At 56.5% G+C, this 25,396-nt stretch carries 19 protein-coding genes; 10 read left to right on the forward strand and 9 right to left on the reverse strand.

Features of this window, described 5'->3' with window-relative positions; translation table 11 throughout:
- Positions 1-127: 127 nt before the first annotated feature.
- Together ABEA08_RS16540 and ABEA08_RS16545 are read right to left on the reverse strand one after the other, a co-directional pair.
- Complete coding sequence (locus ABEA08_RS16540) at positions 128-1,876, reverse strand: aryl-sulfate sulfotransferase (protein WP_345336480.1); 1,749 nt, start codon at positions 1,874-1,876, stop codon at positions 128-130.
- Between the two features lie 509 nt (positions 1,877-2,385).
- Positions 2,386-3,327: a LysR family transcriptional regulator gene (locus ABEA08_RS16545; RefSeq protein ID WP_345336481.1), complete on the reverse strand. Its 942-nt coding sequence runs from the start codon at positions 3,325-3,327 to the stop codon at positions 2,386-2,388.
- Between the two features lie 139 nt (positions 3,328-3,466).
- Between ABEA08_RS16545 and ABEA08_RS16550 the strand changes: the two genes are divergently transcribed.
- Positions 3,467-4,120: a 2OG-Fe(II) oxygenase gene (locus tag ABEA08_RS16550; protein ID WP_345336482.1), complete on the forward strand. Its 654-nt coding sequence runs from the start codon at positions 3,467-3,469 to the stop codon at positions 4,118-4,120.
- Between the two features lie 33 nt (positions 4,121-4,153).
- Here the strand turns inward: ABEA08_RS16550 and ABEA08_RS16555 are convergent, their stop codons facing one another.
- The 4 genes from ABEA08_RS16555 to ABEA08_RS16570 all read right to left on the reverse strand — a co-directional run bounded on the left by ABEA08_RS16555 (position 4,154) and on the right by ABEA08_RS16570 (position 7,891).
- Complete coding sequence (locus ABEA08_RS16555; RefSeq protein WP_345336483.1) at positions 4,154-5,638, reverse strand: sensor histidine kinase; 1,485 nt, start codon at positions 5,636-5,638, stop codon at positions 4,154-4,156.
- A 24-nt stretch (positions 5,639-5,662) separates the two neighbouring features.
- Complete coding sequence (locus ABEA08_RS16560; RefSeq protein ID WP_345336484.1) at positions 5,663-6,355, reverse strand: response regulator transcription factor; 693 nt, start codon at positions 6,353-6,355, stop codon at positions 5,663-5,665.
- 92 nt (positions 6,356-6,447) lie between these two features.
- Entirely contained in the window at positions 6,448-7,161 is a 714-nt protein-coding gene (locus ABEA08_RS16565) for a spondin domain-containing protein (RefSeq protein ID WP_345336485.1), read from the reverse strand.
- A 10-nt stretch (positions 7,162-7,171) separates the two neighbouring features.
- Positions 7,172-7,891 (reverse strand): spondin domain-containing protein, encoded by a 720-nt coding sequence (locus ABEA08_RS16570; RefSeq protein ID WP_345336486.1) that lies wholly within the window; start codon positions 7,889-7,891, stop codon positions 7,172-7,174.
- Positions 7,892-8,051: 160 nt separating this feature from the next.
- Between ABEA08_RS16570 and ABEA08_RS16575 the strand changes: the two genes are divergently transcribed.
- Entirely contained in the window at positions 8,052-8,498 is a 447-nt protein-coding gene (locus ABEA08_RS16575) for a GNAT family N-acetyltransferase (protein ID WP_345336487.1), read from the forward strand.
- Positions 8,499-8,643: 145 nt separating this feature from the next.
- Here ABEA08_RS16575 and ABEA08_RS16580 read toward each other — a convergent pair whose 3' ends face one another.
- Positions 8,644-9,255: a pseudouridine synthase gene (locus ABEA08_RS16580; protein WP_345336542.1), complete on the reverse strand. Its 612-nt coding sequence runs from the start codon at positions 9,253-9,255 to the stop codon at positions 8,644-8,646.
- A 102-nt stretch (positions 9,256-9,357) separates the two neighbouring features.
- Positions 9,358-10,131, reverse strand: coding sequence for a polyphosphate kinase 2 (gene ppk2, locus ABEA08_RS16585; protein ID WP_345336488.1), 774 nt, complete (start codon positions 10,129-10,131; stop codon positions 9,358-9,360).
- Positions 10,132-10,281: 150 nt separating this feature from the next.
- Here ppk2 and ABEA08_RS16590 point away from each other — a divergent pair, with 150 nt between their 5' ends.
- The 6 genes from ABEA08_RS16590 (at position 10,282) to ABEA08_RS16615 (ending at position 23,270) form a co-directional block, all read left to right on the forward strand.
- The gene (locus ABEA08_RS16590) at positions 10,282-11,415 is read left to right on the forward strand and encodes an efflux RND transporter periplasmic adaptor subunit (RefSeq protein ID WP_345336489.1); all 1,134 of its coding nucleotides are present in this window, start codon (positions 10,282-10,284) and stop codon (positions 11,413-11,415) included.
- 9 nt (positions 11,416-11,424) lie between these two features.
- Positions 11,425-14,553: an efflux RND transporter permease subunit gene (locus ABEA08_RS16595; RefSeq protein ID WP_345336490.1), complete on the forward strand. Its 3,129-nt coding sequence runs from the start codon at positions 11,425-11,427 to the stop codon at positions 14,551-14,553.
- A gap of 603 nt (positions 14,554-15,156) precedes the next feature.
- On the forward strand, positions 15,157-16,791 hold the full coding sequence (gene aceB, locus ABEA08_RS16600; RefSeq protein ID WP_345336491.1) for a malate synthase A: 1,635 nt from the start codon (positions 15,157-15,159) through the stop codon (positions 16,789-16,791).
- 12 nt (positions 16,792-16,803) lie between these two features.
- The gene (locus ABEA08_RS16605; protein WP_345336492.1) at positions 16,804-18,393 is read left to right on the forward strand and encodes an isocitrate lyase; all 1,590 of its coding nucleotides are present in this window, start codon (positions 16,804-16,806) and stop codon (positions 18,391-18,393) included.
- Between the two features lie 633 nt (positions 18,394-19,026).
- The gene (locus tag ABEA08_RS16610) at positions 19,027-20,127 is read left to right on the forward strand and encodes an efflux RND transporter periplasmic adaptor subunit (RefSeq protein ID WP_345336493.1); all 1,101 of its coding nucleotides are present in this window, start codon (positions 19,027-19,029) and stop codon (positions 20,125-20,127) included.
- Between the two features lie 2 nt (positions 20,128-20,129).
- On the forward strand, positions 20,130-23,270 hold the full coding sequence (locus tag ABEA08_RS16615; protein WP_345336494.1) for an efflux RND transporter permease subunit: 3,141 nt from the start codon (positions 20,130-20,132) through the stop codon (positions 23,268-23,270).
- A gap of 85 nt (positions 23,271-23,355) precedes the next feature.
- Here the strand turns inward: ABEA08_RS16615 and ABEA08_RS16620 are convergent, their stop codons facing one another.
- Positions 23,356-23,946 (reverse strand): acyl carrier protein phosphodiesterase, encoded by a 591-nt coding sequence (locus ABEA08_RS16620; protein WP_345336495.1) that lies wholly within the window; start codon positions 23,944-23,946, stop codon positions 23,356-23,358.
- A gap of 101 nt (positions 23,947-24,047) precedes the next feature.
- Here ABEA08_RS16620 and ABEA08_RS16625 point away from each other — a divergent pair, with 101 nt between their 5' ends.
- Complete coding sequence (locus ABEA08_RS16625; RefSeq protein WP_345336496.1) at positions 24,048-24,221, forward strand: hypothetical protein; 174 nt, start codon at positions 24,048-24,050, stop codon at positions 24,219-24,221.
- Between the two features lie 102 nt (positions 24,222-24,323).
- Positions 24,324-25,391 carry a tRNA preQ1(34) S-adenosylmethionine ribosyltransferase-isomerase QueA gene (gene queA, locus ABEA08_RS16630; RefSeq protein WP_345336497.1) on the forward strand — a complete coding sequence of 356 codons (1,068 nt, stop codon included), beginning with the start codon at positions 24,324-24,326 and terminating at the stop codon, positions 25,389-25,391.
- Positions 25,392-25,396: the final 5 nt, after the last annotated feature.

The raw sequence follows: 25,396 nt of genomic DNA on the forward strand, positions 1-25,396 counted from the left end.
ATAAAGTCTAGGTGCGTTGGTGACGGTGTGAATTATTGCTAAAACATAATTCAGAAAGCGTATTTGCTGGCCATTACACTTAGGCTACCCATAAAGGATAGCCTAAGTGTTGTTCAATCAACCTAGATTAGAAGGCTAGATCTGGATTGATGACCTGCGCTCGATAAAATGGCAGGGTGGGGGCAACGTTATGGATTTTGATCTCCACTTTTACGTCACGTTTATCGTCAGCTGATACCTCGGTGATCCAAGGGTGAGAGACCTCAGGTCTCTTAAATAACCCAGCGGAACCAGAGAACATCATCATGGTCTCTTTATCTGCCATATAACGGATTGATGAGGTTACTGGACTGTACCAGTCCCAGCCTCGCTCTTTGCCGTATTCCCACACTTGCTTAACAGTCAGGTTGTCTTCATCAATGACGTACTCAACCCCACGGCTGTATTTCATATTCGGCAAGGCTGGTTGCTCAAAGCCTCGTCCGTCGCCATTGTCGAATGATACGAGAGTGCCGCGATCGGTTAGCCAAGACGTGTGTTGAGTCCAAGGCCAATCAAAATCGGTATCTTTGCACTTGCCCTCGTGGCAGTCCAACTTACGTCCTTTGTTGTCAATGGGAGTCAATACCTTGGACTCGAGATCGCCCCATCCCAGGTTGCCTGCTAGGATCCATTTCACCTCTTTGTCACGACCGATCTTGACTGTGCCTTGGTGGCGGAGCGAAAGAATAAGGCTGTCATCGGAGGGGTCATATGCAATTGAGTTGATATGCGCCCAATTTCGTCCCGGTGCGATGCCTGCAATATCCCCAAAGGGGGCGTCTGGTTCAATTTCTACCATCTCTCCCTGTGCATTCTCATCAATGTTTAGGCAGACAGCTGATGAATCCAGTACGGTGATAAGCGAGCTCCGATTGGGATTCAGGATTGAATTCATATCCCACTCTTCGACTACGTTGCCATATTCATCGACCTCAATAATATGGTCGCGGACGGTATTCACTCGCTGTCCATCGGGGCGAAGGTAATTTTTCTTCGCAACACGAATGAGGTAGGTGTCGTGAGGTGTTTGTACGATTTCATGGCTGTGGTCGATATAACCGCGAGGCAGACGACGCTCAAATACTTTACGGCCGAGCAGATCCATTCTGAGATAGCTCTGGCCTTTGGCGACAATCAATTCACCATTTTCAACCTGATGATAGCCCATCATGACACCCTTCATTGAGATGTCTTCATCGCCATTGAAATGGAATGGGCTCAGATACCAGCGTACCTCACCTTGTGTATCCGTCACATAGTGATAAGAGGGCATCGCATTCCACTCACCGGCACCACCGTTTGTCCAGGTCAGAGAACGGGAATCCGGCCCGCGGTGGTTACCATTGACAAGATAAAGGCGGTCTTCAAAGCCTTTCGCAACCTTTTTCACTTCCATTTCCGGGAATGTGCGTTCCATTCGGTCCATGGCAACTGTCATTATCGGTTGGGTCAGAATTTTATACGTCTCTTTTTTGTTTTCTCCGGTAGAGAGCTTGTAGCTGACTTCGACGATGTTCATGTGATTGGCATAGAGACCAAACACAGGGATCCCATTATGGGTTAGCAAGCTTTTTCTTTCGACGTCATAGTTAATGTCGACCCCTTTTTTGCCTTTGCCTTTCACTGTTACTTTTGCTGACGCTAGGCGCTTGCCGCCTAGATCAATCACAGCAGTCAGGGGAGCGATATTATAAGGGTTGATATAAACCATTCCCAGTTCGCCTTGGCTTGGCAATCCCTTTACGGTAGCTTTAATGCCGTTTTCTGCTATAGCTGTGCCACTCAATAGTGCAGTTGTAATGGCCATCGCCATTAATGTGTTTTTACGACTCATCATCATTCATCCCAAGTGATTGGCTTATCCGTTATTAAGATTAAGTGTCTCGAAGGGAGTTATATGGTCACTGGTCACAAAGTGGTGTACTAACTGTACTGGCTGTGTGGCTAGTTAGTATTAGTTGTACTTGATGGAATGACGTCTAAAAAAACAGGATGATTGGGGAATGTTTTTCGTTTAGCTTTTGTTGTTTTCACGCGGAGTCTCAACCGCGAAGCTTCTTGCGGTAAAGTAATTCGATTTTCACTTGGTTTGATTTAAGGTGCAGTCTTATCTCTTCACCGCCCATAGGGAAAGACACTTCTTGGCGGCACGTTTTTGCTTTTGACGGTCTTAGTGTAGAAAAGTGGTATGCGGCTCTGCCCATGCTAAGCACGGGCAAAGAGGCGTATTGAACTTGAGTGGATGAAAAGTAGTTTTCTATCTTGTTTGAGTTATTGAGCCAAGCTTTTCTGCGGACGGGGCCGAAGGAGCGTTTGTACGCTTGGACGAACCATGGTTGTCATTTAGCCCAACCCCATGTCTTGGATGCGCTGATCGATCAATCGGCCGCATTCCTGCTTGAGCAGATCCCGCAGCCAACGCTGGGGGGCGGAGTGTTCGCAGCGCGGATGCCACAGCAAGGAGTAGTCGAAGGGCTTGAGCTCAAAGGGCAGGGAGCGGATCACCAGATCGTGTTTCTCGGCGACCAGATAGGCCAGATCGGCGGGGACGGTGATGATCAGCGGCATGGTGTCGACCACCGCCAGCGCGGTTTCCAGGTGATAGGCTCGAAGCACCTGTTTCGGCGCGGGGTGGCCGCGGAGCCCTGCATCGATCAGCGCTTTGACGCCGTCGCTGATGGCGATCATGGCATGGGGGTAGTTGAGATAGTCGTTGATGGTCAGGGGCTTGTCGGCCAGAGGGTGGGATTTGGAGAGCAGACAGAACACGCCGACTTGGCCGAGATGGGCCGAGTGCAGCGGTGCGATGTCACCGTCGGTGCGGCAGATCGCCATGTCACAGCCGCCGCTGGTGAGTTGATCCAACAGATGTTCGTGTTGCACCGGGGCAAACTCCAGCTCGATGGCCGGGGCTTGTCGGTACAGCTCCGGTAAGGCGTAAGGCAGGATGGTTTGCACCGCGTAGTCGGTGGCGGCGATCACAAAGCGTTGCTCGCAGGCTTTGGGCTGGAAATCCTGTGGGGCCAGTAGCATGCGCAGCGCTTCCAGCGGCTGTTGCAGATCCTGATCGAGGCCGAGTGCCCGCTCGGTCGGCACCAGTTTTTGCCCTTGACGGATAAACAGCGGATCGTCCAGCAGCTCACGCAGCCGGCCCAGCACCCGGCTCATTGCTGACTGGCTCATATTCAGTCGTTTCGCGGCGCCGCTGACGCTGCCCTCTTCCAATAATACCTTGAGCGCGATCAGCAGGTTTAGATCGCGGCGGTAGATCTCATCCAGCTCCATAACGACTCATTTTAGGGGACTCTATATCGAAGTATGACAGCGGAGAAGGACGTGTCACAGTCAATCAAGGGATCTTTTCATAGGTAGATTGTTGATAGGCGCGCACACTGGTGGTCTGGATCACCCCGTTGAGTACCGAATGCCTCTGCTTCCTACCTGTCCGCCTTTGTTGATTGAGGAGGGGCTGTTCGATGAGATCTGCCGATCATTGAGCCAAAGTGGTTATGCCGTTTTACCTGCCGCCTTACCTGTGTTGATCAGCGATGCTTTGATGTGCTGTCTGGCCACGATGGAAGCCGATGGCTTTCGCAACGCGGCCATCGGCCGTGGGGTACAATCTCAGGTCAATACGGGCGTGCGCCGAGATGAGATCGCCTGGATTGAAGCACAGTCTCACACGGCCCGCCTTTGGCTGGAATGGGCAGAACGTCTTCGTCTGCACCTGAATCGCCACCTGTATCTGGGGCTGTTCTCTTTTGAAAGCCACTTTGCCCGCTACCAGCCGGGTCAGTTTTACCAGACACATCTTGATGCGTTTCGTGGGCGATCTAATCGTGTCGTCACGCTGCTGACTTACCTTAATCATGATTGGCTGAAGCAGCACGGGGGTGAACTGCTGATCTATCCCGATAATCGGTCTGAGTCGCCTGTGGCACTGGGGGTATCGGTGGCTTCTGTTCTGCCGGCTTTGGGTACCTTGGTCGTTTTCCTTAGCGACCGCTTTCCGCACGAGGTGTTACCGGCGACGCGCCCAAGATTGAGTGTCGCTGGTTGGTTCCGACTGAACGAGTGAGTCGCGTGGCCGTCTCTGGTCAAACAAAGCTACTCAAGCCCAGTTCAGCTCGAAACGAAATTCCGTGCCTTGTTGCACCTGACTGGAAACCTGGATCTCACTTTGGTGCAGGGCCAGTAGCTTACGGGTGATGGCCAGGCCGAGGCCGGAGTGGGCACTGTCGCCGCGCACGCTGTTGGCCGCTTTGTAGTGGGGATCGAATATATGGGGCAGATCGGAGGCGGGAATACCTATGCCGCTGTCGCTGACGGTGACGCGCAGGTGTTGCTCTGTCGGGGACAGGCGCACGGTGATGGTGTCGCCGGCTTGGCAGTGGCGCAGGGCGTTGTCGATCAAGTTGGTGAACACCCGCTCCAGCTTTTCGATGTCGGCGTTGATCTGCAAACTGGGATCCTTCGGCTGCACATCCAGCAGCACTTGCTTGTTTTCGGCGGCGGGGCGGTATTTTTGCAGCACGTCTTGCACCAGCTCGGCGATGTTGACGCTCTCCAGTTGCATCGGCACCTGATCGCTCTCCAGCCGGGCCAGCTCCATCAGTTGATCGACCATTTTGTGGATCTTCTCGGCGTTTTGATGGGCGATCTCGATGTAGCGGGGATCGGCGCCGCCCTGCTGTTTGTGTTGCAGCAGGTAGGTTTCCAGGTAGCCCTGCAAGGCGGCGAGCGGGGTGCGCAGATCGTGGCTGACGTGGGCCAGCAGCTCGCGACGCATCTCATCGACGCTTTTCACTTTCTGATATTGGCTCTGCAGGCGTTGGGACAGGGCATTGAAGGCGCGGCTGAGGCGCTGGATCTCATCGGGGCCGCCGTCGGCGAGGCGCAATTGGCCGGTAAAGCCCTGCTGCTCCAGGGTGTCTATCTCGCGAGCGAGGCGGCGCAGCGGGCGGATCATCCAGGCGAACAGGCCTAGGGTGGTGAGCAGCAAAAACAGCGTCGCGGCCACAGCCATCAGGCCACTGAGCTCCCACCACTCGCCGTCGGCGGTTTGCGCGGCGACCGAATCGTAGATCTCGCCATTGATGATGATGTACAGATAACCCTGCAGTTGCTCGCCGGGCTGAGCGTCAGGGGATTGGGCGTAGATGGGGGCGACGGAGAAGATCTTATTGCGATCGACCGAGCGGGGATCCGGCCCGCGCAGCGGTAGGTCGGCGCTGGCGGACAGATATTGCCGGATGGCGTCAATGGGGATCTGCAGACGCTGGATTTTTTCCGCCGGGGCGGAGTAGTTGAGCAGCCGTCCATCGGGACTGAGCAGGTAGAACTCGAAACCTTTGCCCAGGATCATCATGTTATGAAAGGCCCGCTCGACGGCGACGGGATCTGGTGTGTCGCCTTGAAACAGCGGTCCCTCATGGACGATGTGCTCTGCCAGGGCAAAATGCAGCCGCTGGGTGATCTCATCCTCCACTTGATCGTCCATCTGGCGGCTGAGGGTCAACAGTAGTAGGCCGAGCAGCAGGAACACGCCCAGTAGCACCCAGGCAAGGCGGGCAAACAGTGAATTGAATGCGATCATGGTGTGTTCCTTGAGTGCCAGCCGCTAGAGCTGATCATTAAATTTGTAGCCAACGCCCCAAACGGTCAGGACCAGATCGGGCTGAGCCGGATCCCGCTCCAGTTTGGCCCGCAGCCGGTTGATGTGGGAGTTCACCGTGTGCTGATAGCCGCCGTGGTGGTAGCCCCACACCGCATCGAGCAGTTCATCCCGACGGTAGACCCGGCCCGGATGTTGGGCCAGAAACCAGATCAGATCGAACTCGGTGCCGGTCAGCTCTACGGCGCTGCCGCTGAGGGTGACCCGGCGTCGGTTGGGATCCAGCGTTAACGGGCCGACCGAGATCGGCTCTGGCTCGTGTTGCTGTTTGGCCAGTCCGGCCCGGCGCAACTGGGCTTTGACCCGGGCCTGTAGCTCGCGCACTGAGAAGGGCTTAGTCAAGTAGTCGTCGGCGCCGGTTTCCAGCCCGACCACGCGGTCCGCTTCGCTATTGCGGGCGGTCAGCATCAGAATCGGGGTATGGCAGCCCTGTTGACGCAATTGCTGACACAGGGTCAGCCCGTCCATGCCCGGCAGCATCAGATCCAGTACGATCAGATCAAACCTCTGCTGCTGGGCCAGTTGATAGCCCCGCGTGCCGTCGAGACAACGGGTGACCTGATGATTCAGGGTTTCCAAGTTCATCGCCACCAGGGCGTTGATATCCACTTCATCTTCAATGATCAGAAGCTGGGCCATGTAGGCACTCCGGTATTGTCGGGGAGAGAGGGACACCCTGTGGGGACCCATCGTGGGCCACCACAGATCACGGTGTCTCTTTCAGACCGGCATTAACGGGTTCGTGTTACAGACAGTCTCGCCACTGGTGCATCAAAACGATGCAGTGAGAGCAGTGCCGATTGCGCGTAACCGTCATCCAGGCTGACAACGCCACCGTGGCGGGCGACATAATCCACATCGTCGCGGTTGCTGTCGAAACCGGCGCCGCCGCCAGCTGGGCCGGGTATGGTGGCCGCCAGCTCGGAGTTGGCCTCGGTGCCCGCGTCATATACCGGAAGCGTCATGGTGAAGGACTGATTGACCGCCAGATCCGCCAGTGTTCGACCGTCCACGCCGGCAAAGGCGTCGTTGGTGTTGACCAGCATGGTCGCCAGCGTTAGGTGCAGTCCCTGGGTGGCCAGCATTTCGATGTTGACGGTCTGCTGGGCGCCGGGCATCAAGATCCCGTCGCCACTGGCCTGACTGTAGGCGCCATTGTCCTGGGCCATCGTCAGCCAGGCGTTGCCATCGCCGCCCTCGGCCAGCTCCTCCAGTGCGACACTGGCGGGCATGCCGAAGCGCCAGCCATTGACGCTGCCATCGTGCAGATACGCGGCGACCGGCGACATCGGCTGGGCACTAGTGAGGTTGGTGACGCTGATCTCAAACGCCATCATGGCGGGCGGCGGGGTGATGATCACTACGGGATCATTGTCGTTGTCGCCGGGACAACCGGCCAACAGCAGGGCGGCGCCAACGGGTAAAACCAAAGAGGTGAGTTTCATGACGTGCTCCTTATTCGACAACCACGGTCAAACGGGCAACCGGATTGAGCCAACGGTGAATGCGGCTGTCGACGTCACTGACGCCGCCCTCACTGTTGGTATCACCTAGGTTTCCGCGGTGGATGTGCACCACTTGGGTCGGCTCCTCGCTGGTGACGCCGCTGGCGTTCATGCCAGCAAAATCACCGGGAATGCCGGGCATACCGGGGGTGCCCGGCGCGCCACCTGCGCCGGCAACCAGCACTTCATCATTGGCTTCGGTGCCCGCGTCGTAGGCGTTGAGGTGGAGGGTATAGGTGCCGGGCTCGGTCGGGATGGGCCAGCTGTCGAGGCCGACGAAGCCGTCGTTGGAGGGTAAGATCATGGCGGTGAGCGACAGCACGCTGCCCGCTTCGACGTTCTCCAGGGTGGCACTGGTGCTGGTCGCGGGCTGCAGCAGGCCACCGGCCGGATTGGCGGCACTGATGGCCTGAATGCTGTCGGCAATGGTGGCTAAACCGGCGATGTCCCCGCCTTCGGCCATGGCTTGTAGCTCGGGGCTGGCGACCATGCCACTTTGAAACAGGTGGTATTGGCTGTCATGGGCGGTGGCGAGAATGGGGGTAAAGTAGATCCCTTGAGTCAGGTTGGTCACCGTCAGCTGCAGGGTTTGGGCCATGGCGTGGGGGGCGGCGACACCCACCAGCAGGGTTGAGATCGTGATGCCTTTGGTTAAGGTTTTGATGAACATGCTGAAAGCTCCGATTTATTGAGAGGTCGAAGCCAGTGTAGGAAGTGAGTATCCAGCGCTGATCACGCAATTATCAAGAAAGTATCACGATGGGCAGTGGCCGGTGACAGGGTGAGTGATAGGATCCAATCCTGCACTCCTTCTATTGGAAATTGACAAGATGAGACTGTGTGAATGGGCCCCTGAGCGACTCCCAATGCCTTTGCTGCTGGAGGCGGATCCCTGTGAAGCGGCGGTGCGGCGCTATCTGGCTAATGGCCGGGCGTTTGTGGCGCGGCAGGGAGAGACGGTGTTAGCCGCCTGCGTGCTGCAGCCTAAGGGCGAGGGCGTGGTCGAGCTGATGAATGTTGCTGTGTTGCCTGAGCGGCAGGGGCAGGGGATCGGTACTGAATTGCTGCGCTATGTGATCGATCAGTTAGCCCAGCAAGGGATGGTAAGAATTGAGCTGGGCACCGGCACCTTTGGCTACCAATTGACTTTCTATCAGCGGCTGGGCTTTCGGGTGGACTCGGTTGTTAAAGACCACTTTCTCAACAATTACGACGAGCCTATCTTTGAACATGGCATTCAGCATCAAGATATGCTGCGGCTGGTTTTGCTGCTCTGAAGGGCGGGGAGGCGGGAGCCAAAGCGGTTGCTTCGCTTATCGCTTGGTATTTGAACGCAAAAATAAGTGGGTCATGCTGCGTTACCAAGGCAAAGCACAACGAGTGACTATGGCGGTCGGCCACCCACACTCACCGAGAGTCGTCCTAGTTATGGGGCGCATGTTCCAGCTCAATCACGTCACCCGGTTGCATCGCATCGATGCGAATATCGCCGATCCGCACCCGAACCAGGCGTAAGGTGGGGAAGCCGACGGCGGCGGTCATCTTGCGAATTTGTCGGTTTTTGCCTTCGCTGATGGTGATGGAGGCCCAACTGAGCGGGCCGTGGCGCAGATCCCGCGGCTTGCGCGCCGGCGCGGGGAGATCCGGTTCGCCCTCGATCTTGTATGCCTTGCAGGGCAGGGTCAGGTATTTGCCACCGTCCACGCCGATCTCGACGCCGTTTTGAAGTTTGGCCATGGCGACCGCATCGATGTCACCATCCAATTGCACCCAATACTCTTTTTCTACGCTTTTGCTGCGCACCCGCTCGCTGACTTTGCCGTCGGTGGTCAGCAGCAGCAGCCCTTCGGAGTCCTTATCCAGCCGGCCGATGGCCATGGTGCCGGCTGGGAAGTCGGTCAGATCGCCCAGAACCATCTTAGTGCGGCGATTTTCCGGCTTGAACTGACTGAGGCAGGTGTAGGGTTTGTAGATCTTAAAGTGGCGGTGGACTAGCGGTGTCGCTTCGTTTTTGACGGATTGAGCTTGGGACATGGCGTGGGCGTCGCTGGCATTGGCTGAAAAAGTGCTGCGCATTATAGCGGGAAGTTCGGCGATCCCAAGTGATGGCCGAACTTCCCGTTATGATCTGTGGCGCTAGTCGGAATAGGCGTCCTTGACTCGGTTTTGCTCCTCTTCCGGAGGACGGACGTAGCCACGGCTATCCAGCGGCGGCAGGTTGATCTCCGGATAGTCGATCTTCTGATAGGAGATCTGCGTAAGTAGGTGGCGTATGCAGTTGAGCCGGGCTTTCTTTTTGTCATTGCCGTCGATGACAAACCAGGGGCTGTGACGGGTATCGGTGTGATCGAACATCCGGTCTTTGGCCTGCGAGTAGAGTTGCCAGCGTGAGCGCGATTCAAGATCCATCGGGCTGAATTTCCAGCGCTTAAGCGGATCGCTAAGGCGCTCGAGGAAACGTTGCTCTTGCACTTCGTCGGAGACCGAGAACCAGTATTTGATCAGGGTAATGCCGGAGCGGATCAACATGCGCTCAAACTCCGGGCAGGCGCGCAGAAAGTCGTTGTACTCAGGCTCGGTGCAAAATCCCATGACGTGCTCGACGCCAGCGCGGTTGTACCAGCTGCGATCAAACAGCACCATCTCGCCGGCACAGGGCAGATGGGCGACGTATCGCTGGAAATACCATTGGGTCTTTTCTCGGTCGGACGGCGCCGGCAAGGCGGCGACTTTGCAGTGTCTGGGGTTCAGCTTCTCGGTGATGCGCTTGATGGCGCCGCCCTTGCCGGCAGCATCGCGGCCTTCAAACAGCACCACGACCTTAAGCCCTTCCTGTTTGATCCATTCTTGCAGGGCCACAAGTTCCGTTTGTAGGCGTTTGAGTTCTTTTTCGTAGCTGCGCTTGTCCATCGCTCTTTATCCTAAATCCGTTTTTCGTGCCGTTGCAGCTTAGTGTATTGAATACGGGTCGCAAAATCGTTGTTGTTCGGTAAAAAAGATATTGCTGTTTCGTGTGTTACGCTTGTTGATAGTGGTTCCAAATTGCCAACGGAGATGGTTATGGAGATGCGTTTGACAGGGTGGGTGTTGAGCTTGTTGGTTTTGGCCGGGTGTAGCGACGCACCACAGCAAAGCGCGGCACCGCCTCCGAGCGTACAAGTGATGTCGGTGAGCAGCGAACAGGTGCGTTCAAGGGCGGAGTTTGTCGGACGAACGCAGGCGTTTGAGGATGTGAATCTGCAGCCGCAGATCTCCGGTCAACTGCTGGATCGACACTTTACCGAAGGCCAGCAAGTGACTGAGGATATGCTGCTGTTTACCATCGATCCCGCCTCGTTTGAGGCGGAGGTGGCGCAGGCCAATGCGGTGCTGAAACAGGCGACGGCGGCGCGGGATGCGGCGGTACTCAATTGGCAGCGGGGTAAGCGCTTACATCCGGATGGCATGATCTCCGATAATGACATGGATGAGCTGACCTCACGCAAGCTTCAGGCTGAGGCGCAAGTGGTGCAGGCGCGATCGGGTTTGGATTCGGCCCAGCTGCGTCTGTCCTATACCGAGGTCAAAGCGCCCATTGCCGGGCGGATCTCGTCGGCTTTGGTGTCCACCGGTGATCTGGTGACGCCGCAGACCGACTTAGCGACGCTGGTGCAGGCCGATCCCATCTATGTACTATTCCAGGCTTCTGAGCGGCAGATGACCGCCGCACGGCGCATCGCGATGGCCGATCCCCAAGCGGAGATCGGTATGTTGCCGGTGGCGATGATCCTGCCGGATGGGCAGCGTTTCGATCAGACCGGTGTCATTGATTACGTCGATAACCGGGTGGACGCGGCGACGGGCACCATTAATCTGCGGGTGCGGTTCGATAACCCGCAAGATCTGGTGGTACCGGGCATGTACGTCAACTTGGAGATCAGCGCGCCGGATGATGAGGCAGCGCTATTGATCCCTCAAGCGGCGGTGCAGGAGGACCAACAGGGCCGCTACGTGATGCTGTTAGGGGAGGGCAATACGGTGAATAAGCGGGTGGTCGAGCTGGGTGAACGCTTTGAGGTGAATTGGGCGGTGATCGCGGGACTCAAGGAGGGCGATCGCATCGTGGTGGAGGGATTGCAGAAGATCCGTCCTGGGGCGGTGGTCAATCCGGTCGAGCAAGAGAGCAAGCCGTTTCAGCCTGATACCCAGCGCTAGGAGGCGGTCATGATCAGTCAGTTTTTTATCAACCGGCCCAAGTTTGCGTTCGTTATCTCCATTGTCCTGTCCTTGATGGGACTCCTCTCTATCCCCATTTTGCCGGTCGCGGAATTCCCCGATGTGTCACCGCCGCAGATCGCGGTCAGCACCAGCTATGCCGGCGCGAGCGCCGAGGTGGTGAAGGACACCATAGGTCAGGTGATCGAAGCGGAAGTGAATGGCGTCGAGGACATGATCTACATGGAGTCCAAGTCCGCCAACGACGGCTCCTACAGCCTGACGGTGACCTTCTCAGTCGGGGTCGATGCCGATATGGCCCAGGTCAACGTGCAAAACCGGGTGCAACAGGCGCTGCCCCGTTTGCCGGTGGAAGTGACTCAACGTGGCGTTAAGGTGAAGAAGAAGAGCCCCAATTTCTTGATGGTGGTTAATCTGTTCTCGCCCAATGGCACCTTCGATGCGCTGTTTCAGACCAACTACGCGGGCCTCAACATCAAGGACACGCTGGCGCGGGTGTCTGGGGTGTCGGAGGTGCAGATCATCGGTGGACTGGATTACGCCATGCGTATTTGGCTCAATCCGGATCTAATGGCCAGCTTGAGTGTGACCAGCTCGGATGTGGTGAATGCGCTGAAAGAGCAAAACATTCAGGTGGCGGCGGGGCGGATCGGCGCGGCGCCGGTGGATCCCAATCAGCAGTTTCAATACACGTTGCAAACTCAAGGGCGGCTGGCTCGGCCGGAGCAGTATGCGGCGGTGGTGATCCGCTCCAATGCCGATGGCTCCAAGGTGACCGTGGGCGACGTGGGCCGGGTGGAGCTGGGCAGTCAGACCTACGATGCACAGGGCCGGTTAGACAATCAGCCCAGCGCCATTATGGCGGTGTATCAGAGTCCGGACGCCAATGCGTTGGAGGTGTCGGCAGGCATTCGCGCCGAGATGGCGCGGTTGGCGGGTAACTTTCCGGACGATCTGACCTACGACGTGCTGTATGACACCACCGAGTTTGTCTCGGTCTCCATCAAGGAGGTGGTACAGACCCTGTTTATCTCCATCGCGCTGGTGATCCTGGTGGTTTACGTGTTCTTGCAGGACGTGCGATCGACCTTGGTACCGGCCATCGCCATTCCGGTCTCTCTGGTGGGGACCTTCCTGTTTTTGCTGCTCTTTGGCATGACCATCAATACCATCTCGCTGTTTGCGTTGATCTTGGCCATCGGCATCGTGGTGGATGACGCCATTGTGGTGGTGGAGAACGTCACCCGGTTGATGGAAGAGAAGGGGCTTGATCCCAAGACCGCGACGGCGGAGGCGATGAAGGAGGTGACCGGGCCGGTGATCGCCACCACCTTGGTGCTGCTGGCGGTGTTCGGCCCGACGGCGGTGATGCCGGGCATTACCGGCCAGATGTACGCCCAGTTCTCGGTGACCATCTGCATTGCGGTGCTGATCTCCTCCATTAATGCCTTGACCCTGTCTCCGGCCTTGTGCGCGTCCTTGCTTAAGCCGCCCAAGCAGCACGACAGCGGCTTTCATGGTACGTTCAACCGCTACTTTAACAAGCTGACCGGCAGCTATACCTCACTGGTGGCGATGATGATCCGCCGTTCGGTCATGGTGATGGGGCTGTTTGTGTTGGCGTTGGTGGCCACCGGCATGCTGGCCAAGGCGTTGCCCAGTGGCTTTGTGCCCTCGGAAGATAAGAAGAGCTTTTTGGTGGATCTGCAACTGCCGGATGGCGCCTCGCTCAATCGAACCGAAGCGGTGATGAAAGATCTGGTGGCGTTGACGTTAGAAGAGCCGGGCGTGGCCCATGTGATCCACGCGTCCGGCTTCTCGGTGCTGTCCGGCTCCGTCTCCTCAAACGGCGGTCTGATGATCGTGTCGCTGGACAGCTGGGAGGAACGGGACTCGCCGGAGCTGAATGATAAGGCGATCTTGCAGCGGTTGCAGGCCAAGTACGCCACCAACCCACAGGTCAACGCGATGGCCTTTGCCTTGCCGCCCTTGCCCGGGGTGGGCAGCGTCGGCGGCTTTGAGTTTGTGCTGCAGGACACCATGGGGCGCAGCCCGGCGGAGCTGGCGGCGGTGATGCGCGGCTTGATCATTGAGGCCAATCAGCAACCGTCCATCGCCGCGGCGTTTTCCAATTTCCGCGCCGACGTACCGCAGATGTTTGTCGATGTGGACCGGGATAAGGCCAAGGCGCTGGGCATTCCACTGACGGAGATCTTCGCTACCTTGCAGACCATGCTTGGCGGCAACTACGTCAACGATTTTAACCGCTTCGGGAAGGTGTTCCGGGTGATGGTGCAGGCCGAATCGGAGTTTCGTAACTCGGAGCGGGACATCAACCGCTTCTATGTGCGCACGGCAACCGGCGAGATGGTGCCGCTGTCGACTCTGGTGACGGTGAACCCCATCCTCGGGCCGGAAGTGGTGAGTCAGTACAACTTGTATAGCTCGGTCACCATTAATGGTATTCCTGCGCCGGGTTATAGCTCCGGGGATGCGATCGCAGCCATGGCCGAGCTGGCCCAGCGGACCCTGCCAGCGGGCTATCAGTTTGAATGGACTGGGCAGACTTATCAGGAGATCCAGGCGGGCAATCTCGCGCCCATCATCTTCTCACTGGCGCTGGTGTTCACCTATCTGTTCTTGGTGGCCCAGTATGAAAGCTGGACCATCCCGTTTGGGGTGATGCTGGCGGTGCCGGTGGCCATTCTGGGGGCGTTTATCTATGTCTTCTTGGTCGGCGGCGAGATCAACCTCTATACCCAGATCGGTTTGGTGTTGCTGATAGGATTGGCGTCGAAAAACGCGATCCTGATCGTGGAGTTTGCTAAGCAGCAGCGGGAGAGCGGCATGACGGCGGTCGAGGCGGGGCTGGAAGCGGCCAAGCTGCGTTTTCGCGCGGTGTTGATGACCGCATTCTCCTTCATTCTTGGGGTCTTTCCGCTGGTGGTGGCCAGTGGTGCCGGGGCAGAGAGCCGCAATTCGTTGGGTTACGCCGTGTTTGGCGGCATGATCGCTGCAGCCGTGGTGGGCACCATGCTGGTACCGGTGTTTTATGTGGTATTGCAGCATCTGCGGGAGCGTGTGAAAGGGCAAGCGTCGGGCGATGGAGCGGTCTGATCTTTGGTCTGACAATCTAGCCAAAGAACCAATTAAGCCGGCCTCTGTGCCGGCTTTGTCGTTGTTTCCTTCCTGATCTTGGCCTAATTACAGACTGATGCGGACGTCCGTTGGGTTTTGTTTTCGTTAACGTAAGCGTCAGGTTGAAACGTCAGTATGGAGCGAAGGTGGTTGCCTTCGTAGCTATCTCGCTGATGGCAAGGGTGATTTTATTTCACCTTGGCGTCAGTTCTAAACGGAACGCGGCTACGCTTAAGCGGAGAAGTGACTGAATGCGTATGGCAATGTTAGGCCAAAGTCTAAACATTAGGTAATTTACTTACCTTATTTACTTTCAGGTAAATGGATGTTTGGTAGATCTTTTGGGTCAAAGTTAAACAGCTGTTTTAATCGATTGTTCCAATCATTGTGTCACCACTAAAGCCTTATTTAGCAGTGATTTGTGGCATATTTGTAAATATCCAGTGTGATCTGTCTTGATTTTTCTATGGCCATGCTTCAGCTTTAATGAGCAGTCGGATCGGTTTCTTTATCGTATCCGGCAATTGCGACTTGTCTGTTTTGAAAGTTCAAAAATTACATATGAAAGTTGCGGGGGCATAGATGAGCCAACACAGTACAGCGCAGGGACAGGACATCGTGGTGTTGGGCCCACAGCAACCGGGCTCGCAGCGGATCCTTACGCCTGAGGCGCTCCGGTTTCTGACGGAGCTGGTGCAGCGCTTTGGTGGGCCGCGGGCAGAATTGATGTCACAGCGGCAACAGCGTCAGGCGCAGATTGACGCCGGTGCCATGCCGGGATTTTTGGCCGAGACGGCAGCGATCCGTCAGTCTGACTGGCAGATCTTGGGGATCCCCGCTGATCTGCAGGACCGTCGAGTTGAGATCACCGGGCCAGTTGAGCGCAAGATGGTGATCAACGCGCTCAACGCCGACGTAAAGGTGTTTATGGCGGATTTCGAGGATTCGTTAGCGCCCGCCTGGGATAAGGTGATCGCCGGTCAGGTCAACCTTGCCGATGCCGTGCGGGGCGAGATCGATTTTGTCCATCCGGAAACGGGCAAAGCTTATACCCTGCGGGACGATCCAGCGGTGCTGATCTGCCGGGTCCGTGGACTGCATCTGGATGAACGCCATCTGGCCATGGCTGGAACGGCGGTTCCCGGCGCTCTGGTGGATTTTGCTCTGTACTTCTATCACAACTATGAGGTGCTGCTCAGCAAGGGCAGCGGTCCCTACTTTTATATTCCCAAGCTGCAAAGTCATCAGGAAGCGCGGTGGTGGGCTCAGGTGTTCGCCTTTACCGAGCAGCGCTTCAAGCTGCCAGCGGGTACCATCAAGGTGACCTGCTTGATTGAGACCCTGCCTGCGGTGTTTGAGATGGATGAGATCCTCTATGAGCTGCGCAATAACATCGTCGGGCTCAATTGCGGTCGCTGGGATTACATCTTTAGCTACATCAAAACGCTGCGTAATTATCCCGATCGGGTACTGCCAGATCGCCAGGCAGTGACCATGGATAAGCCGTTTCTCAATGCCTATTCACGTTTGTTGATCAAAACCTGTCATCGCCGCGGGGCGTTGGCGATGGGGGGCATGGCGGCCTTTATTCCGTCGAAAGACCCGGAAACGCAGGCATTGGTGCTGCAAAAAGTGCAGAAGGATAAGGAGTTGGAGGCTAGGAATGGTCACGATGGCACTTGGATCGCACACCCTGGGCTGGCCGATACAGCCATGGCGGTGATGGATCGCTTCATCGGCTCGACTCCGAACCAACTGTCGGAGACCCGCTCGGATGATGCGCCGATCACCGCGGAGCAGTTGCTGGAACCCTGCGATGGACAAGCGACGGAGCAGGGCATGCGGGCCAATATCCGTATTGCCGTTCAGTATATGGAGGCGTGGATCGGCGGTAACGGCTGCGTGCCCATCTACGGTTTGATGGAGGATGCGGCGACGGCGGAGATCTCGCGGGCCTCGATCTGGCAATGGATCCGTCATGGCACCGTATTGGACAACGGCCAACTTGTGACCAAGGCATTGTTTGAGCAGATGCTGGTGCAGGAATTGGAAACGGTTCGCGGCGAGTTGGGGGCTGAGCGCTTTGACGCTGGCCGATTTGCCGAAGCAGCTGAGTTGTTTCGCTCACTGACCTGTGCTGAGCAGCTCACCGACTTTTTGACCCTGCCGGGTTACCAGATCCTGATCGAACCGTCCCTCAAGGAAAACCAAGCTTAAAGGAGTACCGATATGTCTAGTTACAAAACCGATATGGATTCGGCCGCAAATTTGATTGAAAGCCAAGGTCAGACTTGGGGTGTGAATGCAGAAACGGTGGCGCGGATGAAGGCGCAAAATCGTTTCAAGACCGGTATTGATATCGCGCGCTATACGGCGGGGATCATGCGGGCGGATATGGCGGCCTACGATGCCGATCCTGCCAACTACACCCAGTCACTGGGTTGCTGGCATGGGTTTATTGGTCAGCAGAAGATGATCGCCATCAAGAAGCATTTGACCGAGACCAAGGGAAAATACCTGTACCTATCCGGTTGGATGGTGGCGGCGCTGCGCAGTGAGTTTGGGCCCTTGCCGGATCAGTCGATGCACGAGAAAACCGCGGTGGCCGGTTTGATCGAGGAGCTGTACACCTTCCTGCGCCAGGCGGACGCCCGTGAGCTGGGTGGCCTATTTCGTCAGTTGGATGCGGCACGGGAGCAGGCCGATCAGGCCAATGCAGCTAAGATCCAGTCCCAGATCGATAACTTCCAGACCCACGTTGTGCCCATCATTGCCGACATCGATGCAGGCTTCGGCAACGAGGAAGCGACCTATCTGATGGCTAAGCAGATGATCGAGGCCGGTGCTTGCTGCATTCAGATCGAAAATCAGGTGTCGGATGAGAAGCAGTGCGGTCATCAGGATGGCAAGGTAACGGTCCCTCATGAGGATTTCTTGGCCAAGATCCGCGCCGTACGTTATGCCTTCCTTGAGCTGGGTATCGACGATGGCGTCATTGTCGCGCGAACCGATTCACTGGGTGCAGGCTTGACTAAGCAATTGGCAGTGACCAAGGTGCCGGGCGATCTGGGCGATCAATACAACCGCTTCCTGGATGTGGAAGAGGTGAGCCTCGCTGAAATGAGCAACGGCGATGTACTGATTAATCAAGATGGTAAGTTGGTGCGGCCTAAGCGCCTGCCATCCAATCTGTTCCAGTTTAAGCCGGGATCCGGCGAGGATCGTGTGGTGCTCGATTGCATCACCTCGATGCAAAATGGCGCCGATCTGTTGTGGATCGAGACCGAAAAGCCCCATGTGGGTCAGATCGCCGGGATGGTTAATCGCATTCGCGAAGTGGTACCCAGTGCCAAGCTGGTGTACAACAACAGCCCGTCATTTAACTGGACATTGAATTTCCGTCAGCAGGTATTTGATGCCATGCAAGCGGCTGGTGAGGATGTGTCTGCTTATGAGCGTGCCGACTTGATGAACATCAAGTATGACATGTCGGCACTGGCGACCACCGCCGATGACAAGATCCGGACTTTCCAGGCGGATGCGGCCAAAGAGGCGGGGATCTTCCATCACTTGATCACCTTGCCGACCTACCACACCGCCGCTCTGTCGACCGACAACTTAGCCAAGGCTTACTTCGGTGATGAGGGCATGCTGGGCTATGTCGCGAACGTGCAGCGCAAGGAGATCCGCGAAGGGATCGCCTGTGTGAAACATCAGAACATGGCCGGTTCCGATCTGGGGGATGATCATAAAGAGGCGTTCTCTGGCGATGCGGCACTGAAGGCGTCAGGTAAAGACAACACCATGAACCAGTTCTAGTTGAGGGTTCCTATCCCGTTGTGTCTTGTTGTGGCATGACTTTTGGGGCGACCTTAGGGTTGCCCTTTTTTTGTTTTGTTCTTTGGAGTTGTTGATATTTAGCGTGCCTGCCTTCGCGCCATTGGCAAAGAGAACGGCAGACACCGTGCTTGAGAAAGGTGCAGAGGCTCGTCGCTTCCGTTGCTTTTTTTGTGGGGGACGTGACGACGATGTACGAGTTAGAAGTGAGCTCCTAAAAAAATAACTTCAATAGTTTGCGAATAATGCGTCTCTGTTTGGCGTGATAACGAAACGTGCATTGCGATTGATTTAGGTTTTGTGACGGGAGTCAGACAGCCATATCTCGTTTCTTCTCGAGCAACCGACGTTGTTTGGGGTGGTGTCATGTAGGGTGAGCGCGAAGATATGACATTGTTCGCAGTTCGATGCGCAACTGTGTGAGCTTAATGTGCCTCTAATGGGGGTGATTGTTAGGCGCCCGTTCACCCGTTGTTACAATAAGACTTTTATTTGTTTTTGTGCGACATAGCTCGTGTTTTGTTGGGCTGCTGTTCAGGTTGTGGCGCGTAGAATCCCGAAAAAATCAGTTTGCATGCACTTTGCGTGCGTTTTGTCATCAGGGATCTTCGCTTCATGAAAAACATCCGTAAGTTGCCCGTAGCAGCAGCCCTTGCAGCCGTCGTCTTGACGGGTTGCCAGCAGGCCAGCGAAGCGCCTGCCATGCCTGTCCCCACGGTGGAAGTCTCTGCGGCGAGTCTGCAGCAGTACCAACCAGTCAAGCGTTTCTCTGGTCGTATCGAGGCCATTGAAGATATTCAGATCAGCGCTCAGGTAACCGGTTATCTGACCAAACGCATGGTAGCTGATGGCGAGGTAGTGGAAGCCGGCACGCCGCTGTTTGAGATCGATCCTCGCCCTTATCGTGCGGCGTTGGCGGCAGCGCAGGGAACTTTGGCGGAAGCTAAGGCATCTCGCGATATTGCAGCGGTTAACCTCAAGCGTAATAAAGAGCTGTCGGGCAAAGGCAGTGTCAGTCAGGCGGACATCGATAATCTGACCGCGACCCTTGCCATGGCGGATGCGCGGGTCCAGCAGGCGCAAGCGGCACTGGATAGCGCCGAGCTGAACCTGTCTCACACCACCGTGATTGCGCCGATCGGCGGTCAGGTTGGTGCGGCAACCGCCAGCGTGGGGGATCTCGTGAGCCCTCAATCCGGTGCGTTGATTAACTTGGTGCAGTTGGATCCAGTTCGGACCAGTTTCCGTATTTCAGAGCGTGAGCGGATGTTCTGGCTGAGTCAGGGATTTGCTGAGGGAGAGGGGATGGAGATCGCGTTGGATCTGGGTCAAGGCGTCATGTATGACCAGCGAGGCTCTCTCAGCTTTTTCGACAACCGCATCGATCTGGCGACCGGCACTCTGGCGCTTCACGCTGATTTCGAAAACTCGGACAGAACACTGATAGCTGGTCAGTTCGTACAGGTTCAGGTACGTCCGGTGCAGCCGCTCAACGGCTTGGTTATCCCGAACGCAGCGGTTCAGACGGATCAGCAAGGCAGCTTTGTGATGGTGGTTGGCGAGGGTAATACCATCGAGCGTCGTAACGTTGAGCTGGGTGAACGTTTGGGCCAGGAAATTGTGGTGCTCGGCAACCTGAAAGAGGGTGAGCGCATTGTGACTGCTGGCTTGCACCGTGCCCGAGCCGGTGCCCAAGTTCAGGTTGCAGGTGAATAACGATGATCTCTAAGTTCTTTATTCACAGGCCTAAATTTGCGATTGTGATCGCGCTAGTCTTGGTGCTGGTGGGGATGATCGCCATGCGTACCATGCCGGTCAACGAATTCCCGCAGATCACACCGCCGGTGGTGCAGGTTGCGGCCATGTACCCGGGCTCCAACGCTGAGGTCGTTGAGCAAACGTTGGCGCAGCCGATCGAGGAAGCGGTGAACGGCGTAGAGAACATGCTCTACATGCGTTCGCGTGCGGCCAACGATGGCGGTTACTTCCTCGAGGTTACGTTTGATATCGGTACCGATCCCGATATGGCTACGGTACAGGTACAAAACCGGGTGAACGAGGCGCTGCCGCGTTTGCCGGCGGACGTGCGTGAGCGTGGCGTAAAGGTGTCAAAAAAATCGCCAGATCTATTGATGGCGATGGCCTTTTACTCGCCGGGCAACACCTACGATGACATCTTCCTGACCAACTATGTTGGCCTTAACGTGGAGGAGCAGCTCAAGCGTGTGCCGGGGATCTCGGACGTGTCGCTGATGGGCGGCGCACGTTACTCCATTCGAGTTTGGCTGGATCCCGAACGTATGGCGCGTTACGGCTTGACCACCAGTGATGTCTATGGCGCTCTTGCCGAGCAAAACATCGTGATGCCAGCCGGCCGCCTAGGTGGCGCGCCGGATCTTGATCAGCCGGCCATGACGGTTCCGCTGGTGACCCGTGGTCGCTTGAAAGACGTGGAAGAGTTTGAGCACGTCATTGTCCGCGCTGACAATCAGGGCAGTACCCTGTTGCTCAAGGACGTTGCTGAAGTGGAGTTGGGCAAGGAGCTGTATGACTTTAGCGCGACTCGAAACGGTCAGCTGGCCTCCATGCTCTCTTTGTCCCTGCAACCCGATGCCAACGCCCTGGCGACCGGGGCATTGGTGAAAGAGCTGTTGGCGGACATTGAAGCCAACTTCCCTGAAGACATGGCTTACGACGTGGTGTACGACACCACGGTGTTCGTGGAAGAGTCCATCGCATCCGTTATTGAGACCCTGATCCAGGCCATTTTGTTGGTTGTCTTGGTGACGTATCTGTTCCTGGGCTCGATTCGTGCCACTGCGGTGCCTTTGGTGGCCATTCCGGTCTCACTGATCGGTACCTTTGCCGCGATGCTGGCGATGGGCTTTACCATTAACACCGTTACCTTGTTTGGTTTGATCCTCGCCATTGGTATTGTGGTGGATGATGCCATTTTGGTGATCGAAAACGTTGAGCGTAACATGCGTGAAAACCCGTCTTGGACGGGCGCGCAGGCGACCATCAATGCGATGAAGGAAGTAACCGGCCCGATCATCACCTCCACGTTGGTACTGCTGGCTGTCTTTATTCCGGTGTCCTTGCTCCCAGGCATTACTGGTCAGATGTATGCACAGTTCGCGGTGACTATCGTGATCTCCGTGTGTCTGTCCACTGTCAACGCACTGACGCTGTCGCCAGCACTGTGCTCTATGTTGCTTAAGCCAAGCACCAAAGCGGGCCCACGCTGGTATCAGGCCTTTAACCGCTTCTTTGATAATGTGACGGATCGCTATGGCAAAGTCGCGGCGGTACTGGTGCGTAAATCCGGTTTGCTGCTGGGCATGTACGCCGTTGGCATCATCGCTTTGACCGTTGCGCTCAACAATACCCCAACCGGCTTTGTGCCTGAGGAAGACAAGGGTGTGATGATCGTCAACGTTCAGCTGCCGGATGGGGCATCGTTGGCGCGTACCAATGAGGTAGTGAACGAGCTGGAACAGGTTATCCTCAATTATCCTGAGGTGGAGTCTGTTGGCGCGGCCCGTGGTTTTGGCCTGTTATCGTTCTCGCTGCAGTCTAACGGGGCGACCCTGTTCGTCCGCTTGAAGGATTGGGCTGATCGTGACGCTAAGCTGTCTGACGTCGCCATGCGTCTGAACGGCTGGGCCATGATGCAGTACAACGATGCGCAAGTGATGGCGTTTGGCTCACCGGCCATTCCGGGCATTGGTAACAGCAACGGCTTCGAGTTTATGCTGGAAGACACTCAGGGGCGTCCGCGCACCGAGCTGGCGACCGTGATGCAGGATTTCCTCATGGCGGCAAACCAGCAGCCAGAGCTGAGCCGAGTGTTCTCCTTCTTCCGGGCCAATGTGCCGCACTACTATGTGGATGTGGATTACAACAAGGCACGTCAGCTGGGCATTCCTATCACAGATATCTTTGCGGCGTTGCAGACCAATCTCGGCGCCATGCGCGTTAACGATGTGACCCTATACGGTAAATCCTATCGGGTGAATATGCAGGCGAAGGCTGAGTTCCGTCGTGATACGTCGGACTTGGGTCGCTTCCATGTACGCAGCGCGACGGGAGAGATGATCCCATTGTCGACCTTGGTGTCTCTGGAGCCGACGTTGGCACCGGACGTGGCTTGGCGCTATAACCTGTACAATGCCGCGACCATCTCTGGTCAAGCGGCACCAGGTTTCAGTTCGGGTGAGGCGATGGCCGCGATGGAGCGACTGGCTGATCAGATGCTGCCGGATGGCTATGCCTACGAATGGACCGGTATGGCGTATCAGGAACAGGAAGCGGGTAATATGGCGGTCTATGCGTTTGCATTGGCTCTGCTGTTTATATACTTGTTTATGGTGGCACAGTACGAGTCCTGGACCATGCCGACCGCCATCATCTTGGTCGTGCCGATGGCAGTCTTGGGTGCCATGCTGGCGCTGCTGTACTCCGGTCTGCCTCTGAACCTGTATGCCCAGATGGGTCTGGTTCTTCTTATCGCGCTGGCGGCGAAAAACGCCATTTTGATCGTCGAGTTCGCTCGGGCCAAGCGGGAAGATGAAGGGCTGCCAATCGAGCAGGCTGCGGTGGAAGCCGGTAAGCTGCGTTTCCGTGCGGTTAACATGACCTCCTGGTCGTTTATCTGCGGCATGATCCCGCTGATCTTCGTCTCTGGCGCCGGTGAGGTCTCGCAGTGGTCGTTGGGTTGGACCTTGGCGGGTGGCTTGACCATGGTGCTGGTGATCGGTACCTGCTTTATTCCCGGCTTCTTTGCGTTGTTCCAGCGTTTGCGCGAGCGTGTGAAGGGGGACAAACCCTCGCAAGAAGTGGCGGCAGAGGTGAAGTAACCGACGTCACTCAATCGATAGGTTGATTTATCAAGCCCGTTACCGCCAGGTAGCGGGCTTTTTCGTTGTGTGGACAGGTGACCGACTAGCTCTGAGCCGGTGGTTGGCGCAGGTGATGTTGGCAGTCGGTCACAAGCTCAGGCAGCACCTGAGTAAATGCGTGGTAGATCTCGTGGTTCAATCGCCAGATCTCATCGCGGGCGTGCAACAGCCTGTCGGGCTGGGACAGACGTTGTGCTATTCCACGGATCGCCCGATCGATCCCCTGACGGTGCTGATATTGGCTTAACCAGTCGGTTTGCTGCATGGCGATTAAGACGGGGCGAAAGCTGTCAGGCAACACCGGGCTTGACGTCATGGTTTGATAGCAATGGGCCGCGAATTGAGGTAGCGGCGTGGGGTGGTAGTGCGACCAATGCTTGGCCAGCTGATGGTCAAACGCCATGTCCAGCAAGATCCCCGCCATGCGTCGGTGCCGTTGGTTAAATTGACGCTTGAGCGATAACACCTGCGGATGACTGTCCATTTGACGATCGACCAAGCGATGCAGTGCCATGCCGGTTCTCAGGGGCTCTGGCCAGCCGGTGAGTGGACCTCGAACAAAGTCGGCGGCGACGGCCCCGGCGAGATCCGTTTGAGTAAGATGGGCAATATAGAGGTGCGAAAGATAGTTCAATTGACTTGCCCTCTGACAAGGAGCTGATTATTATTCGTTCAACTCCAAGGATGGCGTTGATTTTGCTACATGTTAGAAACATACCCCAAGGATGGATGCTGATGTCAATAAAATGGCTATTTAGTCACCGCTCGTCGCAGGCGCAACGTGAACGGAGCTGTGTTAATCTGATGCCAATGGAAAGCCACGATGTGCCTGAGCAGTTGAGTCAGGTATTACGCCAGTACGACAACGCCGATGAGCCGGCTGTGCGCGCCGATGACGAGCAAAAGTGATCATCGTTAGCGACTTTAGCGCCCGTGACTTGAATCTCGCTCCGCCTCTTCATAGACTAGCGCCCCCGCCCCGAAAGGGGGCCCAAACAGTGCGAAGAGACAATGCAGGTAGCCGATTTCCAATTTGACCTCCCCGATGAGCTGATCGCCCGTTATCCCACCTCAGAGCGTAGGGCTTCCCGCCTGCTGCATCTGGATGGCGATACCGGGGCGTTGCATGACGGCCAATTTCCGGATCTGTTGGCGTTGGTGCAACCGGGCGATCTGATGGTGTTCAACAACACGCGGGTGATCCCGGCGCGGTTACATGGTGCCAAGGCCAGTGGTGGTAAGATCGAAGCGCTGGTTGAGCGGGTGCTGGACAGTCATCGAGTTTTGGCTCACGTGCGTAGCTCTAAGTCGCCCAAACCCGGAACCCAACTGCATTTCGACGACGGCGTGGTCGCAGTGATGACTGCGCGACATGATGCCCTGTTTGAGCTGGATTTTAGTGCCGGTGAACACGGCAGCGACGAACCCGTATTGTCGATTTTGGATCGCATTGGCCATATGCCGCTGCCGCCCTATATCGATCGTCCCGACGAATCAACCGATCGCGAACGCTATCAGACCGTCTATAACCAACGCCCAGGCGCCGTGGCCGCGCCAACCGCGGGTTTGCACTTTGACGATGCGATGTTGACGGCGCTGAGACAAAAGGGGGTGGAAACCGCCTTTGTGACCCTACATGTGGGAGCTGGCACCTTTCAGCCGGTGCGGGTGGACAAGGTGGAAGATCATCACATGCACTCGGAGTTTGCCGAAGTGGGCAGTGACGTGGTGGAAGCGATCAAACGCACCCGTGCTCGCGGTGGTCGCGTGATCGCGGTGGGGACCACCTCGGTCCGTTCGCTCGAATCTGCGGCGTTAGCTGCCCAGGAAAAAGGGGAGGAGCTGGCGCCGTATGCGGCGGAGACCACCATCTTTATGTACCCCGGCAAACAGTTCTTGTTGGTGGATGCGATGGTGACCAATTTCCACCTGCCGGAATCCACGTTGATCATGCTGGTGTCGGCGTTTGCCGGTCAAACACACACCATGAATGCCTACCGTCATGCCGTTGAAAATCGATACCGTTTCTTCAGTTACGGTGATGCCATGTTCGTGACGCGCCAGGATACTGGCAAATAATTCGT

The sequence above is a fragment of the Ferrimonas pelagia genome (assembly GCF_039543565.1).
Classification (GTDB): domain Bacteria; phylum Pseudomonadota; class Gammaproteobacteria; order Enterobacterales; family Shewanellaceae; genus Ferrimonas; species Ferrimonas pelagia.

Excerpts from the sequence above, each read along its gene's own strand:
- ABEA08_RS16605 (WP_345336492.1), top strand. The coding sequence starts at position 16,804 with ATGTCTAGTTACAAAACCGATATGGATTCGGCCGCAAATTTGATTGAA.
- ABEA08_RS16565 (WP_345336485.1), bottom strand. The coding sequence starts at position 7,161 with ATGAAACTCACCTCTTTGGTTTTACCCGTTGGCGCCGCCCTGCTGTTG.
- ppk2 (WP_345336488.1), bottom strand. The coding sequence starts at position 10,131 with ATGGACAAGCGCAGCTACGAAAAAGAACTCAAACGCCTACAAACGGAA.
- ABEA08_RS16595 (WP_345336490.1), top strand. The coding sequence starts at position 11,425 with ATGATCAGTCAGTTTTTTATCAACCGGCCCAAGTTTGCGTTCGTTATC.
- queA (WP_345336497.1), top strand. The coding sequence starts at position 24,324 with ATGCAGGTAGCCGATTTCCAATTTGACCTCCCCGATGAGCTGATCGCC.
- ABEA08_RS16590 (WP_345336489.1), top strand. The coding sequence starts at position 10,282 with ATGGAGATGCGTTTGACAGGGTGGGTGTTGAGCTTGTTGGTTTTGGCC.
- ABEA08_RS16575 (WP_345336487.1), top strand. The coding sequence starts at position 8,052 with ATGAGACTGTGTGAATGGGCCCCTGAGCGACTCCCAATGCCTTTGCTG.
- ABEA08_RS16570 (WP_345336486.1), bottom strand. The coding sequence starts at position 7,891 with ATGTTCATCAAAACCTTAACCAAAGGCATCACGATCTCAACCCTGCTG.
- ABEA08_RS16540 (WP_345336480.1), bottom strand. The coding sequence starts at position 1,876 with ATGAGTCGTAAAAACACATTAATGGCGATGGCCATTACAACTGCACTA.
- ABEA08_RS16615 (WP_345336494.1), top strand. The coding sequence starts at position 20,130 with ATGATCTCTAAGTTCTTTATTCACAGGCCTAAATTTGCGATTGTGATC.
- ABEA08_RS16555 (WP_345336483.1), bottom strand. The coding sequence starts at position 5,638 with ATGATCGCATTCAATTCACTGTTTGCCCGCCTTGCCTGGGTGCTACTG.
- aceB (WP_345336491.1), top strand. The coding sequence starts at position 15,157 with ATGAGCCAACACAGTACAGCGCAGGGACAGGACATCGTGGTGTTGGGC.
- ABEA08_RS16560 (WP_345336484.1), bottom strand. The coding sequence starts at position 6,355 with ATGGCCCAGCTTCTGATCATTGAAGATGAAGTGGATATCAACGCCCTG.
- ABEA08_RS16625 (WP_345336496.1), top strand. The coding sequence starts at position 24,048 with ATGTCAATAAAATGGCTATTTAGTCACCGCTCGTCGCAGGCGCAACGT.
- ABEA08_RS16580 (WP_345336542.1), bottom strand. The coding sequence starts at position 9,255 with ATGTCCCAAGCTCAATCCGTCAAAAACGAAGCGACACCGCTAGTCCAC.
- ABEA08_RS16545 (WP_345336481.1), bottom strand. The coding sequence starts at position 3,327 with ATGGAGCTGGATGAGATCTACCGCCGCGATCTAAACCTGCTGATCGCG.
- ABEA08_RS16610 (WP_345336493.1), top strand. The coding sequence starts at position 19,027 with ATGAAAAACATCCGTAAGTTGCCCGTAGCAGCAGCCCTTGCAGCCGTC.
- ABEA08_RS16550 (WP_345336482.1), top strand. The coding sequence starts at position 3,467 with ATGCCTCTGCTTCCTACCTGTCCGCCTTTGTTGATTGAGGAGGGGCTG.